Below are 14,790 nucleotides of genomic sequence, written 5' to 3' on the forward strand. Positions count from 1 at the left end.
TCGCGCATTGGTCTGACTTGTGCGGCCGACCCAGCGCAACGACCCCGTGCGGTAAAATCGAATCCATACTTCACGCCAGCCATGCAACCTCCGAGCCGTACCGTCGTAGATTGCTGCCCCCCCCCGGCGCCCCTCCAACCAAAGCCGCGCGAGAGCGGCGTGGGCGGGCTCTCAGAGTGACGTGAATGAATGGCCATTCTCAGACCTATACCCCTTTTCTCCAATGTCCGAGATGTTGGCGGCGGCAGTAGTCGCCCTTTCGTCGCCGCATAATTTCCACTCAGCCTTCACTTTCCGGACGTCAACTCTAGATGTTCAACGTTCCCATTCTGAAACCTATTGGAAAAGATATTCGATACTGGCCATAACCGCCCGACGATAGAACCAATCTACTCGGATGGCGCTGGATCGAACAAAGTCGCTTCCTTGCGTGTGTAGTGCGCGTCAAACTCCTTCAACACATTGGGGTTGAAGAAGGATTTCTTGGTTCCCTTGCGTTTGTCGGGGTCCAGATAGCGCTCATAGCACAGCTTCGCGTTGGGCTTCACCGCGTTCATCAATGTATGGAAATCGCCATTCTGTTTGAAGTCGGAATAGCGTTCCTGCAGCTTCTTGACGAGGTCCTGGTAAGTTAGGGTGAACCCGGCCGGGACCTTGTCCCCTTCGACCGTCACCGTCAGATCCGCTTCCGCCCCGCCGACAACGGCAGCTTTGACCGCCGCGCCGTCCTTCTTCTTGATCAGATCGAAGTCGACCCGGACTGTGAAGGAATAGGGCGATTGATCATTGGGCAAGGCCGCCTCGACCTTCTGCATATGTGCCAGGAATTTGGTCACCGCCTCCGCTGATTTCTTCGCCACGGCATCGACCTCCTTCTGGTCCAGGTCGAAGGAAATCGGGATCGAGGCGATGTTCAGATCGGAGAACGAAATCGAAAACCAAGACTGGGCCGCCTCTACGTAGTTGCGCACCGCCGCCAGGGAAATTTCGGTGAGCTTCTTGCGGAGCAGTGCGTCGGTAGCGACGAAGTGGGTGGCGCTGTCGCGGATTTCCATCAACGCCTCGATGTTGGCGATGCAGTGGGCGTCAATGCGGTGCTTCGAGTAATTTGACACCAAGTTCCAGCAACGGTCGATGCCGATCGTCATCGGCGCGCCGGATCGGGTGGTCTTCACCTCCCTGAATTTGCTCGGCGTCCCGTCCTTCTTCTTGCGTTGTCGATATTCATGAAGGGCGCTTGCCTTGCCACCATGTTCGCGCATGACCCGGGCCTTGAGCAGCAGCTCCCAGGCGTTGATCATCAGGATCGCGAAGGTTTCCTCGCGATACAGTGAGGACGCCCTGTTGTAGCTCTCGACGGCGGAAAGACAGGCAGCTCGGGACTTCGCAACCAACAACATGTATTTCGGGGTAGGCAATCCGGTCCCTCCGTCCGGTCAAAAACACCACCAGATTCAAGCTGCAGTTACAGCATTGTCATCTGGGTTACCGGGTTCGCCCGCAGGACGCCATTGATCAACCACTGACCTTCCCAGCGCCGGTGGGTGCCCATGGCCAGGACCATGCCCTTCCGCGGAAATTCGACACCGAACTTTTCGGCCATCCAGTCGAGCGCCGCCGCCTCGCTTCCGAGGTCGCGCCGGCGGTGAAGGAATGTCGCTTCCGTCTCCCAGTCCTGGCATGTGCCGATATGGATGCCGTCGGCGTCGCGATAGCGATACTTGAAGACGTGGGGACAGGCCTCCCTCGGAATCAGATTGCCCTTGCTGAAAAAGTCGTTCTGCCTCCGCATATTGTCATAGACATCCTCCTGCCGCCTGAGCTCTTCGGCGGTCTGAGGCTCATGCCAGAAATCGATGATTTCGCAGTTGAGGATGGCAAGGCTGCGACCTTGGTCCCATTCAGCCTTCAGAGAGGATACGGCCGCCCGGCTCAGGAAGGAATGGCGCTCGCCTTCCTTCAACTTACCCTTGATCTCGATGCTGTCCTGATCGACGCGCCGGGATTCCACCCGCTGATCTGAGGTTGCCTTACGCCAGCGATAAGAAATCCGATCCCACCGGCCGAATTTCTGCCCATCAGCCAGGTGTCGGAACGAGACCGGATAAAGACGAACCCATTTCCCGTTCATGTCGATGGCAGCAATGCAGACCGTTTCGCCATGTGACTGGCTCGCCCGGGGAGCGGCTTTCACTATGATGAAGGCTTCATCATCCTTGTGTTCATGTGATCCCTCGGGCGCCGACGACATTCACAGTTCTCCTCGTCGTTCAGCTTGGATGTACCCCCAAGTGAACAATTTCGACCGATACTATGTCGCGAATTCGTTCTGCCACAATAGATCTGTGGCAATCTTTGGGTGTCCGCTCGTAGCACATGAGCGCCACTGTCTCTTCTTGGGACACCGTGGCGGCATCCCGAATGGCGATCTGGGACTCCTCGGACTCCAAGTGGGCGCCGAAGATCGAACGGAATTCAGCCATGTCGCCGCGGCGTGCCGCATCGCGTCCCGGCTTGGGGTCGCCCAGCTGGCGCATGTGCCGATAGCCGATGCCTGCTTCCTCCAACGCTTCCGACAGCACTCGCTTCGAAAAGCCTGGGCGGCGGGACTGAGGCAGCTGACGCACATCAAGCAGCAGGGATATTCCGGCACGCTTCAAGGTCGCGATGAAATCCACGACATTGGCACCTTCATATCCCAGCGTGTAAATCTTGTTCAGCTCTACCTCCCCGGCAAATTGGCGATGGTCATCATCACCGGCGCCCTAAGCGAGAACCAGCCAAAATTCTATCGGTCATCGCCGCGCCGGGGCAATTAGCGACTCAGCCGTCCGATTGGCATCGGAGGCATTAAAATGGGGCGTGAACGACGGCTTATCCCAATTGACTGTGAGGAAGCGGACTGACCGTATAGTCCCAACGAGGGGCGATCGCCGCGCTGAGTTACCTATGAACGAACGGCAAGTTTCGATGGCACGATCCTACACTCGGAACGACAGTTATGTTGGCGGGAGCAGCATCCGACCAAAAAACCGTCCAGAATGCGGGCGTCATTACGAAACCGCCCTTGGTTGGACCGGCAAGATTGACCCGAGCCTCCTAGCTTGGCAATACCGATGCGGGATGATGGTGTAATGGAAACACGCCCCTCGGGGAGTCTATCCGGGTTCGATTCCCGGTCATCAAAGGGCATTCACTGAGTGCCCTTTGATGACCGGGGATGAATTGAATGCCAGCGACGCCAGAAAATCTCTACAAAGCTCACGTGAAGAATCTGCGTGCGGTTGATACTGCGCTTGAGCGAATGTTGCGTGAGCTGAACGCTTCTCTCTCACGATGCGACGAGACCACCTCCGATGCATTGCTTAAAACAACAATGCTTCTGCTCGGAGCGTGGGCCGAAGATCGTTTAAGAAAGATGCTGTTCGAGCCCAATGGGTTCACCCCTGCCGAGCGGCAGCAAATAACAAGCGCAGGATCACAAATTGAAATTTGGAAGGCAGCTTTGGAACGAGGGTTCAGGAAGCGATATCAAATTCCGTTGGCCGATCTTTCACAGACACTCCCGCTTACTCCACGAGCCCGTTATGCAGCGCTCCTGAGCGTCATCGAAGATGATCTAAGGCCGATAATCGAGGTGCGAAATAAGCTTGCCCACGGGCAGTGGATAAGGCCGCTTAATTCGGAAAATGATGATTACTCACCGGTCCATACGCAGCAAATTAACGGAGAGAACGCTCATTCGGTGAAATGTAAGCATCGGCTTCTCGAGTATCTTTCGCAGATCATCCATGACTTGGCCGTCGGCGGCCAGGCATTTGAGCGAGACTTCGATGGGCATTATTCTAAATTGGAACACGCGAAGCGCGAAACCACCTCACGCTCTTACCAAAAATGGCTCGCGGCGATGCGTGCCAAATACCAGCGAGGTCGGGCCCGGCGAACCGGGCAAGCGTGAGGCGACGTACTTGCGTCAGGAGGGCGCTTGGATGCTCATCGGCGCCCTCGTCATCCAAGCAGAACGTCTTCAATGTCGCCGGAGAGCGGCTGCACCGGAGATCGTGAACGAACGACCGCTTTCAGAAAATTCCGTGCCACCGTGGAACGACGGCTATGTTGGCGGTTGCGGCCGAGATGATCGGCCACATGCCAACGGCAAGTTTCGGCCTAAGCGGACGCTCAGCATGTCTAGGCTGAACGACCGGCTCTGGGTCGAACGCGACCGTAGGTGTTGAGCGGGCGAATGGCGGCTATCCCGTTTTCGCGGGCCATAAGCTGCCTTTCCGGTTCGTCCGCAATCTCGGTCGTGTCCTACCGGTTGTCCCCCTCAGATCGTGCGTAGTGTGGCAGCTAACTGCGAGCGTCCCTTTCCAGTTCGGCGATGCGCTCCGAGCAGACGGCGTGGACGACGCGTCCAAGTTCCTCAATATGGTCGGCCAGCCAGGTCAGCTCATCCATTGTGATCCGGTAATGCTTCGAATAGCGGGCCTTGACGTAGGCTTCCTTGAGCTTCGAAAAGATCGCACGCTCGCGGCGGTTATCCGACGGCCAGACCTGAGCCAGCCGCGCATCCAGCCTCTCAGCCTGACTGCGCAAAAAAGCGAGATTGTGGACATGGGGTGTATAGAAGGTCACCACTAGCAGCACACAATGATACAATTGCTCAGTGGCTTGATGCAGAAGAAACGCAGCACGTTTTGAACGGCCCTTGCTAATCAAATGGTCGGCACTATCCTTGAAATCTACTGCCGCCGGAAACCATTCCTCGTAATATTCCTCGGCCATCTCCAGCGCCTTTTCGGGCGTCTTGGGCACGGGCGTGCGCAGTTTCCGGTCATCGCTTTCGTAGAGGACGATCCCATCACGGGCGATATCCATGAAGAAGTAACGGCCATGCGCCAGCCCGTCGTTCACTTCCTGGAGCGAATGGACGATGAAATTGACGGGCGTACGCAGCCTGTTGACGATGCTGGTCTCGCGCATCAGCCGGTCATCGGCATTCGACCAGTAATCGACGCGATCGGTCAGCCGCTTGTCGTTGACGATCACCAGCAGATCGAAATCGGAGCGATATCCCTTTGCGGTATGCGGCTCGTCGACCCAGCCACCACGCGCATAGGAACCGTAGAGGATGACCTTGAGGATGCGCCCCTTCTTCTTCCAGTCCTGCGTCGCCAGGGCACGCGCCTCGTCGAACTCCTCGAACAGGATCTGGAGCACGCGCTCCAGCTCGCGGCGTTTCGCAGGGGGAAGATGATCAAGATCGGTCTGCATCGGAAAAGGAATCCTAACCGGGACCGGCGCTTATGCAACCGGATTGAGAAGGAAAGCGCTCCGGAACGTTGCCGGAACGGCCGGGGAGACGCTCACCCGTCGGGCGCGTTGCCCAGCGTCCGGCCGATCTGGACGATGGCGGCCCCGAGCTGACGTTCGACCTCGCACAGGCTGATGCCCAGCCGAATGCCGATCGTCGGATAGTCCAGCCCGTCTGCAGAGTGCAGCCTGAATACCGAGCGCATCGGTTCGGGGAGCGCTGCGACGGCTGCGCGTATCCGGTCGGGGTCCTCATCGATTCCGGTCATATCTGCCTGCTCCATTCTGCGGCGCCGCCGGGGCTGGCGGCAGGCAGCGATCCCAGGAGCGCGACGGAGTGAGGCGGACCGCACCCGCAGGGGCGCAGCGCCAGCGGAGCAGCCGGGCACCGGCTTGCGGTTCGCCGCGTCGTGCCCAGGGTCGGCCGCCACCCGCCCCGGCGATCCGCCTGCAGCAGGCAGTTCCGAGGGGAGATGAGGGGCAGCGACCGCCACGAATTGCATCGCCCGCCAATCTCGCGCAGGATGAAGGTGCAGCCGGACAAGGCCGGCAGCTGGCTGCGGAACTGACCGCCAGGCATCACGAGCGTCCATCCGTCCCGGTCGGACGACATATCCGAGGCATCGCCCGGCACGGGACCTGATCTCGTGCGATCCTTTTTGCGTGCCTCCGCTCCGGGCGGGTGCAGTTCACCGTGCAGCTGACGCAATGGCGCAGCCCCCAGACGATGACGATGTACCGCCCGCCGATGCCGGCAACGGTGTCAGGGCGCACCTCGATATCCTGTACCGCGATCAGGCCCCGCAGCTCCGCCGCCGGCTTCGCGGGCAGCTGCGCTCCTCCGAGGAAGCGCACGACCTCGTGCAGGACGCGTTCGTCAGGCTGCTGGGCGCGGCTGCGCGACAGGCACTGCGCGAGCCGGAGGCCTTTCTCAACCGGATCGTCCGTAACCTGCTCATCGACCGGTCGCGCCGTCTCGCTGCGCGCGCGGCGCATGTTCCGCTCGACGAGGACAGCGAACCGGGAGTGCGGCCCTCGCAGGCCGACACCATCGAGCTGGCACAGATGCGCGACCGCTACCAGGCCGCAGTGAACGCGCTTCCCGAACGGATGCGCGAGGTATTTCTGCTCCACCGGATCGAGGGGCTGGGCTACAGGGAAATCGCGACGCGGCTCGGGATCAGTCACCGGACGGTGGAATGGCATATCGCCGAGGCGATCGTCCGGATCGGCAAGGGCCTGGAGCAATGAACGAACCTGAAGCACCGCCGGCGGAGCCGCCCGAACAGCTCGCGCGCGAAGCCGCGACCTGGTTCGCCCGGATGCGCGGTCCTGATGCGGATGCGCACCGCGCGGCGTTCGATGCCTGGCTCGCGCAGGGTGCCGCGCACCGCAGTGCCTATAACCGGGCGGCCGAGATTTTCGCGTTGGGCAAGCTCCTTGCCGAACCCGAGACAGCCGCGAGTGTTCGCAGAGGGCGCAGGCCACGGATTGCCGCGCTGACGGCCGGCATCGCGCTTCTGCTCAGCGCCGCCGGCTGGTTCGCCCTGCACAGGTCAGGCCCTGACGGGCCGGCACCCGCCGTCGTGGCCGGTCGCGGCAACGACACGCGGCTGCTGTCGACCGTCGCGGGCGAGAGGCGGACGATCCGCCTTGCCGATGGCTCTGTCGTCCGGCTCGAGGGCGACAGCATGGTCAGGACCGGGTTCAGCGCGGACATGCGTCAGCTGCGCCTCGAACGCGGCAGCGCCAGGTTCGAGGTCGCGCATGAACGCCGGCCCTTTGTCGTTCTCGCCGGGGGCGGCAGCGTCACGGCGCGCGGCACGATCTTCGAGGTCGCCCTGACAGGCCGGGGACATGTCGACGTGCATCTGCTGCAGGGTGCGGTTGACGTCGCGCTGCCGGGCCGGAACAGCGAGAACAGGCCCGAAGCGGTCAGGCGGCTGGCGGCGGGCGAGCGCGTGTCGTTCGTGGCGAAGCCGCCGGCTTCCGGGACGGGGCTGTCGGTCCCGGGCGCGGCGAATCCGCCCCCGTCCCCCCTCCCCTCTCCTGCGCGCGATTTCACGGGCATTGCGGTTGCGGACCTGGTCGCCGAGGCGAACCGCGATGCCGTGCGTCCCATCCGGCTGGCTGACGCCTCGCTCGGCGCCCGTCGCGTATCGGGACGGTTCCGGGTCGACGACACGTCGCTGCTGGCGCGCCGCCTCGCGGCACTGTTCGACGGAACCGCAGATTCCAGCGATCCGCAGGAGATCGTGCTACGGCCGTAAGCCAGGATAAATTTTTTCGCCCCCGCGCCCCGTAGTTCCGCAATCACTGCGTCAAGCCCCCTGACGCCGGCCTGAAGCCGGCAGGAAAAGGGGTGACGATGACAATCAGCAAGGGGGCGTTCACGGCCGGCTGCCTCGTGGCGGCGGCAATCCAGGCAGGCATGCCAGCACCGGCGAAGGGGCAGACGGAGAGCGTCGCGACCTGGGATCTTCCCGCGCAGGCGCTGGGGGAGACATTGCGGGCGATCGCGCGCCGCTCGGGTCGTGATATCCTGTTCGCAGATGCGCTGGTCCGGGGGCGCCGGGCGCCGGCGGTACGGGGCAGTCTTACGGCCAGGGCCGCAGTGCGCGCGGCACTGGCCGGCAGCGACCTTATGGTCGAGGACCGTGAAGGCGCTTTGCTGGTGCGGGCCCGGCCGCATGCCGCCCGGCAGGACGATCCGGGGCCGGGCGAGATCGTGGTGACCGGTACGCGCATCCGTGGCGCGCAGAGCCCGTCGCCGCAGATCGTCGCGACACGGCAGGCGCTCGAGGATGCGGGCATCGACGATATGGCCGGCTTCTCGCGTATGCTGCCGCAGAATTTCTCGGGCGGGCAGAATCCCGGCGTGGCGGGCGGCGGCGACCAGGGCGGCCAGAGCAATATCAACAATTCGACGACGCTCAACCTGCGGGGGCTTGGTGCCGATGCGACGCTCACGCTGATCAATGGCCATCGCATCGCCTATGACGCGCTGAACCAGGGCGTCGATGTATCGGCCATTCCGCTCGCCGCGATCGACCGGATCGAGGTAATCGCCGACGGTGCCTCGGCGCTCTACGGCTCGGATGCGGTCGGCGGCGTAGTCAATCTGCGGCTGCGACGCGACTATAGCGGTCTGGAGACGACCGCCCGGTTCGGCGCCTCGACCGAAGGCGGCAATGTCCAGCAGCAATATAGCGCTGTGACCGGCGCGCGCTGGGGGTCGGGCGGGTTCATGGTCGCGGCGGACTATGACCATTCAACCCCGGTCCTGGCCTCGGACCGAAGCTATACGCGCAAGCTCAACGGATCGCAGACATTGCTCGCGCGACAGTCGCAGACCAGCGTTGTTCTCGCCGGCCACCAGCAGCTCATGCCGGGCGTCACCTTCGAGCTCGACGGGCAGTTTTCCGACCGCAGGCTTCAGAAGACGAATGCCTTCACGGCAACGACCGACGCATCCGTCAACGGCCTCGTCAACCGTCCTGCTGTCCGCTCATGGTCGGTCACGCCGACATTGCGCATCGATCTGTCTCCGGACTGGACCGCCTCGCTGGAGGCGACCCGCTCGGTCAGCAAAACGGATATCCGCTCGCGCAATTTCCGGAGTGGTATCGAGACCCCGGGGCGGCTGATCTACGAAAACAGGCTTGTCAATATCGAGGCCGGTGCCGAAGGCCCGCTCGTCCGGCTGCCTGGCGGCGACGCACGGCTGGCGCTCGGCGGCGGGTGGCGCCAGTTCGATCTCGGGATCGATGTCACGCAGACAAGTGCGGGCGTTACCCGGACGACGCGACGCGGGACCGAAACGCGCAGGAGCCTGTTCGCCTATGGCGAGCTTTCCGTGCCGCTGGTCGGGCCGGACAACCGCATGCCGCTTGTCGAGCAGCTGCAGCTCAGTGCGGCCGTGCGATATGAACGCTATCAGGGCATCGAACAGGTGGCGACGCCCAAGCTCGGCATCATCCATGCGCCGCATCGCGATGTGACGCTGCGGTTCAGCTGGGGCAAATCCTACAAAATTCCGACGCTCGATCAGGTCAACCGCGTCGAGGCCGGAGGGCTTCTGCCGGGCAGCCTGTTCGCGCCGCAGCCGGTACCGGCGCTTCCGTCCGGTGCGACGGTGCTGGTGCTGAGCGGGGGCAATCCCGACCTCCGCTCCGAGCGGGCGACGACCTGGACTGCGTCGTTCGAGGTGCGTCCGCAATTCCTCGAGGGCCTCAAACTGGGCGCGAGCTGGTTTGACGTCGATTATCGCGACCGCATCGCCTCGCCGATCTCGGATACGCTGTCGGCGCTCGCCAATCCGGCATTCGCCGATTTCGTCCTCATGGCCCCTTCAGCGGCAGCGGTGCAGGCCATCGTCGATGGTCTGCCGCAGGCAATCACCAATGCGACCGGACAGCCGTTCGATCCGGCAAGGGTCGGCGCGATCCTCGATGGACGTCTGCGCAATTCAGCGCATGAGCATGCCCGCGGCGTGGATCTCGACATCGAATACCGGATCAGTCCGGGTCCCCGGGAGAGGCTGACGCTCAGCGCGACTGCAAGCTATCTCGATGCCAGCCGGCAGCTCAGCCCCGGCCAGCCCGTGCTTGCGCGATCGGGGGTGATCTTCACGCCTCCCACGTGGCGCGTGCGGACAGGCGGTAGCTGGGATCGCGGCAACACCGGGTTCACGGCCTTCTTCAACTATTCCGGTGGGGTCTATGACAATCGCCTCGCGTCGCCGGGCGATATCCCGGCCTTCCCGACAGTGGATCTCAGCGCGCGCATCCGTACCACGGACGACCGGGGCCTGCTCCATGGCCTGGAATTCCGGCTGTCGGCGCTCAACGTCCTCGACGAGAAGCCGCACACCATCTTCACCTCCGACCCGGCGGCGATCCCCTATGATTCGACGAACCAGTCGTCGATCGGACGGTTCATCAGCCTGGCCGTGACCAAATCATGGTGAGCGCGATGCGGATGCTGCTGGCGGGCCTTGTGCTGCTCGCTCTCCTGCCCGGCAGGGCGCTTGCCGATACGGCAACGCCCTGCGGCGATATCGTTCCGCAGGCGGAGGGACCGTTTCCCGTGCGTCCGGTCACACCTGATGATCTCGTCAGGCTGCGCGACATCGGCCCGGTGGATGCTTCTTCGCTCGACGCGCGGCTGTTTACGCTGTCCCCCGACGGCAGGAGCGTCGCATTCCAGCTGCGCCGGGCCGACCCGGTCCGCAACGGCTATTGCCTGGCGATGGTCGTGCTTGATCTGCGGAAGGGCGCGCATCCACGTATCATCGATTCCGGCGGCGAATTCATCCGGATCCATTTCGACTTTCGCGACAAAGCGGATTTCCCGACCGGCATCGCCCGGCCGATCACCCCGCGATGGTCTCCGGACGGGCGCTGGATCGCGTATCTGAAGCGCGAACACGGCCTCACCCAGGTCTGGCGCGCCAACGTGGATGGGTCCGGCAGCATGCCCCTCACCCACAGCGCCAGCGATGTGGAGGATTTCCGGTTCGCTCCGGATGGTCATACGCTCGTCTTCTCGAGCCGTCCGGCACTCGATGCCGCCCGACGGGCGATCGACCGTGAGGGGCTGTCCGGCTTTCATTATGACGATCGCTATGCACCGATGGCCAGCGACCGCCCGTTTCCGACCGCGCCGCTCCCGCGCGAGGTCGTCGCACAGGAGCTCGGGACCGGGACAATCCGTCCGGCGACCGCAATCGAGACCGCATTGCTGCCGGGGTCCCCGGTCACGGAAGTCGCATGGACCGAAACGCGTGGTCGCGATGGACGAAAGGCGTGGCTCGCCATTCCGTCCGCGACATTCTGGGCATGGCGCGGGCGGCTGATGGCCGAAGACCGCAATGGCAAGGCAGTCACCTGCGCGGCACTCGTCTGCGCGGACGCGCGGCGGCCCTGGTGGACGCACAACGGGCGCGTCCGGTTCTTCCATCAGGAAGGCTGGGCAGATGGGTCGGTGGCCATCTACGAATGGACGCCCGGCGTCGGCGCACCACGTCGCCTCTACGTAACGGAGGATGTTCTGGCCGACTGCCAGCCCGATGGCGATACCCTGCTGTGTCTGCGCGAGGCGTCGCTGACGCCGCGGCGGCTTGAACGGCTCGATCCGGCGACCGGGCGCCGCACGGTCATCTTCGACCCCAATCCCGGCTTTGCCAGGCTGCAGAAGGGGCAGGTCGAACGGCTGCATCTGCGCAACGCCTTCGGCCTGCCATCGATCGCCGATCTCGTGCTGCCGGTCGGCTACCGGTCAGGCACACGCTATCCGCTGGTTGTTGTGCAATATGAGACGCGCGGTTTCCTGCGGGGCGGCACCGGTGACGATTATCCCATTCAGGCCTTTGCGGGTCGCGGCTACGCTGTCCTCAGCGTCAGCCGGCCGGCGTTCACGGGGTCGGAAAGCGGCAAGGCGGATGTCGTGAAACTCGAACGCGGCAATCTTGCCGATTTTTCCAACAGGAAGAGCGCCCTCTCCTCGATCGAGGCCGGTGTCCGGCTCGCCACAGAACGCGGGATCGCCGATCCCGGACGGGTCGGCCTTACCGGCATGAGCGACGGCGCGACGGTCGCCGCCTATGCGCTGCTGCACAGCCGGACCTTCGCCGCGATCGCCATGAGCAGCTGCTGCTTCGACACGACATTTCCGACGCGGGTCGGACCGGTCGCGGCACGGCATTTTTATGCGGTCGGCTATCCAAAGATGACCGACGAGGCCAGGGGAGCCTTCTGGGACCAGATCTCCCTTTCGCGGAATGCCCGGAAGATCCGGACGCCGATCCTCCTTCAGGTGGCGGACGATGAGTTTATGAGCGCGCTGGAAAGCTACACCGCCCTGCGCGAGGTGAACACGCCCATCGATCTGTTCATGTTCCCGGGCGAGCATCATGTGAAATGGCAGCCTGTCCATCGTCTTGCCATGTACCGCAGGTCGCTTGACTGGTTCGATTTCTGGCTGAAGGGCGAGAAATCGGCTGAGCCCGACCGGCAGGAGGACATCAGGCACTGGGAGGCCCTGCGTGATGCACCGCCGGCTGTGAAGTGAGGTCCGCCAGTTTCCGGCTCCATATCCCTGTCCATGCCTCGCTATCGAGCAGATCGAGAAGGCGTACCTGCTCTTCGCCCGTGAAAGGCATGTCGCTGCGAAACCGGCGGTCGACCGCATCGCGGTCGAGGATCTGCTGCCGGGCGAGATTGCCTTCGAGGAGCCGGGACCGGATCTGCTCGCGATGGTTACGAAGGATGGTCGCACTGACGCCGTCAGGACCACCCTTGGTCCGGCGAAAGAGCACGGCATCCGGCAGATCGGCGGCGAAGGCTTGTCGGGCGACGGCGCGATCGCGGCCGCCCGATCGCCATTGCCATGACGGAATGGCGAGGCAGGCCTCCACGAGGGGTTGCGAGACGAGCGGTGTCAGGACGGGCGCGAAAGCGCCCCGGCCAGGGTCGAGAACATGCTGTACGCGCAGCAGCGCCGCGATGTGCGCAGCCTTGCCTGGCAGGGCATCGGGCGGCGCCTCGAGCCAGGGATGCGCGATCTCCCCTGTCGCAAGGCAGGCATCGGAATCGAGAAACATCGCCGAGCATGGCCAGGGATAGCGCCGCCGTCGGCGGGTCCGCCAGGCGGCCTGGAGCGCTTCGCCCGGGCCGCATCCGGTCTGGCGGCAGACGTCCAGAAATGTCGTGAACAGACCGGCGGTGAAGCCACGGGCGAAATAGCGGTCGGTGATGGCGGCAGCGGACTGCGAATAGCCAAAGACATTGTCGCCGCCATTGCCGGTGATGAAGGCGTCGCTTCCTTCGGACCGGGCCACTTCCAGATGCGCCCGTTCATAGGCCTGAATGAGCGTGCGTCCGATCGGCCGTGGCAGATGCGGACTGACAGGCCTGTCGATGTCGATCTCCTCGACGGCATAGCGGCATTCCGTGAGGGGAAGACCGAGGTGGGCACAGAGCACCCGTGCATGGCTGCGTTCGTCGCCGGCGGGATCATCGGTGTACATGGTGATGCAGCGGACATCCCGGCCCGAACGGGCAAGACACGCCGCGACGATCGAGGAGTCGAGGCCGCCTGAAACGCTGACCAGCGGGCGCGAGCAGGTTGCGGCCCAGCTCCCGACGGTATGGAACACCAGGCGCCGGAGCCGTTCGGCAGCGGATGTGTCATGTTCGTCCTGACCGAAAGCGACATGCTGCCAGGGCGTCCACTCGGGTCGCTGGCCCGGCTCATGGCCGGGGACGCCAATCGAACATCCGGGCAGCAGTTCACGGATGCCATTGAGAGCCGTGCCGGCCTCCGGCAGACCGCGACTGTAATGGTGGCGCAGAAGCGCGCGCCAGTCGATCGCCGGTCGGACTTCTCCCGATGCCAGCAGGAGCTCGACGTCGGACGCGAACAGAGTCGCTGTCGGGGTCTCAGCATAATAGCAGGGCAGCAGGCCGGATGCATCGCGCAGCACGCGATATCCGCCAGCGTCGGGAAATATACCCGCCCAGGCGCCCCAGCAGCGCATCAGGGCAGAGTTGCCTCCGCCGGCAACGATCAGGCCGGCTTCGCCGTCGTCGATCACGCCGAACGGTCGTGCCGGTCCGTGCCGGGGAAACAGGGTGCCGACGATCACGCCCCGATCGTGAAGGAGTGGCCGTCCGCAGGTGCTACTCGCCAGCACGGCCAGGGAAGAATGTTCATGCAAGACCTCAAGACCGGTCCTGCGCGCAAGCAAGTTCGGGTCCGGCGCCGGGGCATGGCCGTGCGCGATGGCGAACAGGTAGCGGGGTTTCACGATATCACCCGGATCGGTGTGAACATGCGCGCTTCCTCGAGACCGCCGACAACGACGGCGTCGTTCCACTGCACCCAGCAATGGGCGGCGAACGGCTCGAGCCGCACGCCGAACACGATCGCAGGAGAAACACCGACACGGCGACAAAGCGCCCATGCCGCAAGCGCGCGCGGCAGGCATTGGTCCGCCTTGCGGAACGAGAGTGCAGTGGACGCGAAGGCGGCAGCGATGCGTGTGATGCGCGCTTCCGCATCGACGGTTCCGGGCACGGTTCCCGTGTCTGCTTCCATTTCACGTACGATGTCGGCCAGATGCCGTCGGCGGAGCGAAGCCGAAGAGCGGCGCCATGCCAGAAAGGCGCGGCCAATGTCGAAGCTGCGCACGGCACGCGGCAGGTCAGCGCCTGCGTCCCTCACCGGAAGCGGATACGACACAGCCGTCGGCGGGCGTGGTGCCCCGGCTGTCAGCAGGCCGCACCCGGCAAGTCGGTCGAGCTCCTTCGGTTCCGTGCCTGTGTTTGCCCATTGCAGGAACAGCGCATTCTGCTCCGGACGCAGGCGGACATAGCGGTCGCGCCGAAGGTCGAGAAAGACGGCCTGCCCGGCACAGACGCACCATGAGATATCGTCGGATATGTGGAAGGACATGACGGGGTCCCGCGAAAGGGT

The 14,790-nt window shown here is 63.7% G+C and carries 12 protein-coding genes; 5 read left to right on the top strand and 7 right to left on the bottom strand.

Annotation, left to right across the window (positions count from 1 at the left end):
• Positions 1-389 precede the first annotated feature (389 nt).
• From HNP60_RS12745 to HNP60_RS12755, 3 genes are all read right to left on the bottom strand, one after another.
• On the bottom strand, positions 390-1,400 hold the full coding sequence (locus HNP60_RS12745) for a DUF3644 domain-containing protein (protein WP_184154323.1): 1,011 nt from the start codon (positions 1,398-1,400) through the stop codon (positions 390-392).
• A gap of 65 nt (positions 1,401-1,465) precedes the next feature.
• A complete protein-coding gene (locus HNP60_RS12750; RefSeq protein ID WP_184154326.1) occupies positions 1,466-2,251 on the bottom strand; it encodes a hypothetical protein in 786 nt (261 codons plus the stop codon).
• A 19-nt stretch (positions 2,252-2,270) separates the two neighbouring features.
• Positions 2,271-2,678, bottom strand: a complete 408-nt coding sequence (locus HNP60_RS12755; protein WP_338056718.1) for a DUF488 domain-containing protein — start codon at positions 2,676-2,678, stop codon at positions 2,271-2,273.
• A gap of 551 nt (positions 2,679-3,229) precedes the next feature.
• On the opposite strand from HNP60_RS12755, the gene HNP60_RS12760 reads away from it, so the two are divergent.
• The gene (locus HNP60_RS12760; RefSeq protein WP_184154328.1) at positions 3,230-3,958 is read left to right on the top strand and encodes a hypothetical protein; all 729 of its coding nucleotides are present in this window, start codon (positions 3,230-3,232) and stop codon (positions 3,956-3,958) included.
• Positions 3,959-4,350: 392 nt separating this feature from the next.
• Here the strand turns inward: HNP60_RS12760 and HNP60_RS12765 are convergent, their stop codons facing one another.
• Both HNP60_RS12765 and HNP60_RS12770 read right to left on the bottom strand, forming a co-directional pair.
• Positions 4,351-5,274: a nucleotidyltransferase and HEPN domain-containing protein gene (locus tag HNP60_RS12765; RefSeq protein ID WP_184154331.1), complete on the bottom strand. Its 924-nt coding sequence runs from the start codon at positions 5,272-5,274 to the stop codon at positions 4,351-4,353.
• Positions 5,275-5,366: 92 nt separating this feature from the next.
• Complete coding sequence (locus HNP60_RS12770; RefSeq protein ID WP_184154334.1) at positions 5,367-5,582, bottom strand: RNA polymerase sigma factor; 216 nt, start codon at positions 5,580-5,582, stop codon at positions 5,367-5,369.
• 439 nt (positions 5,583-6,021) lie between these two features.
• On the opposite strand from HNP60_RS12770, the gene HNP60_RS12775 reads away from it, so the two are divergent.
• The 4 genes from HNP60_RS12775 (at position 6,022) to HNP60_RS12790 (ending at position 12,384) form a co-directional block, all read left to right on the top strand.
• Complete coding sequence (locus HNP60_RS12775) at positions 6,022-6,564, top strand: RNA polymerase sigma factor (RefSeq protein ID WP_184154337.1); 543 nt, start codon at positions 6,022-6,024, stop codon at positions 6,562-6,564.
• Entirely contained in the window at positions 6,561-7,583 is a 1,023-nt protein-coding gene (locus tag HNP60_RS12780; RefSeq protein ID WP_184154340.1) for a FecR family protein, read from the top strand. Before HNP60_RS12775 ends, HNP60_RS12780 begins: the two co-directional genes overlap by 4 nt.
• 98 nt (positions 7,584-7,681) lie before the next feature.
• Positions 7,682-10,282 (top strand): TonB-dependent receptor plug domain-containing protein, encoded by a 2,601-nt coding sequence (locus tag HNP60_RS12785; protein WP_184154343.1) that lies wholly within the window; start codon positions 7,682-7,684, stop codon positions 10,280-10,282.
• Positions 10,276-12,384 carry an Atxe2 family lasso peptide isopeptidase gene (locus HNP60_RS12790; protein ID WP_184154345.1) on the top strand — a complete coding sequence of 703 codons (2,109 nt, stop codon included), beginning with the start codon at positions 10,276-10,278 and terminating at the stop codon, positions 12,382-12,384. Before HNP60_RS12785 ends, HNP60_RS12790 begins: the two co-directional genes overlap by 7 nt.
• On the opposite strand, the gene HNP60_RS12795 is transcribed toward HNP60_RS12790, so the two are convergent.
• Complete coding sequence (locus tag HNP60_RS12795) at positions 12,338-14,122, bottom strand: asparagine synthase-related protein (RefSeq protein WP_184154347.1); 1,785 nt, start codon at positions 14,120-14,122, stop codon at positions 12,338-12,340. The genes HNP60_RS12790 and HNP60_RS12795 overlap by 47 nt on opposite strands.
• The gene (locus HNP60_RS20200; protein ID WP_184154349.1) at positions 14,119-14,505 is read right to left on the bottom strand and encodes a lasso peptide biosynthesis B2 protein; all 387 of its coding nucleotides are present in this window, start codon (positions 14,503-14,505) and stop codon (positions 14,119-14,121) included. The genes HNP60_RS12795 and HNP60_RS20200 overlap by 4 nt, the downstream gene beginning before the upstream one ends.
• Positions 14,506-14,790: the final 285 nt, after the last annotated feature.

Origin of the sequence: Sphingobium lignivorans (assembly GCF_014203955.1) — a bacterium.
Taxonomy (GTDB): domain Bacteria; phylum Pseudomonadota; class Alphaproteobacteria; order Sphingomonadales; family Sphingomonadaceae; genus Sphingobium; species Sphingobium lignivorans.

Coding starts and splice junctions, on each gene's coding strand:
- HNP60_RS12780 (WP_184154340.1), top strand. CDS start 6,561: ATGAACGAACCTGAAGCACCGCCGGCGGAGCCGCCCGAACAGCTCGCG.
- HNP60_RS12750 (WP_184154326.1), bottom strand. CDS start 2,251: ATGTCGTCGGCGCCCGAGGGATCACATGAACACAAGGATGATGAAGCC.
- HNP60_RS12770 (WP_184154334.1), bottom strand. CDS start 5,582: ATGACCGGAATCGATGAGGACCCCGACCGGATACGCGCAGCCGTCGCA.
- HNP60_RS12765 (WP_184154331.1), bottom strand. CDS start 5,274: ATGCAGACCGATCTTGATCATCTTCCCCCTGCGAAACGCCGCGAGCTG.
- HNP60_RS12785 (WP_184154343.1), top strand. CDS start 7,682: ATGACAATCAGCAAGGGGGCGTTCACGGCCGGCTGCCTCGTGGCGGCG.
- HNP60_RS12745 (WP_184154323.1), bottom strand. CDS start 1,400: ATGTTGTTGGTTGCGAAGTCCCGAGCTGCCTGTCTTTCCGCCGTCGAG.
- HNP60_RS12790 (WP_184154345.1), top strand. CDS start 10,276: ATGGTGAGCGCGATGCGGATGCTGCTGGCGGGCCTTGTGCTGCTCGCT.
- HNP60_RS12775 (WP_184154337.1), top strand. CDS start 6,022: ATGGCGCAGCCCCCAGACGATGACGATGTACCGCCCGCCGATGCCGGC.
- HNP60_RS12760 (WP_184154328.1), top strand. CDS start 3,230: ATGCCAGCGACGCCAGAAAATCTCTACAAAGCTCACGTGAAGAATCTG.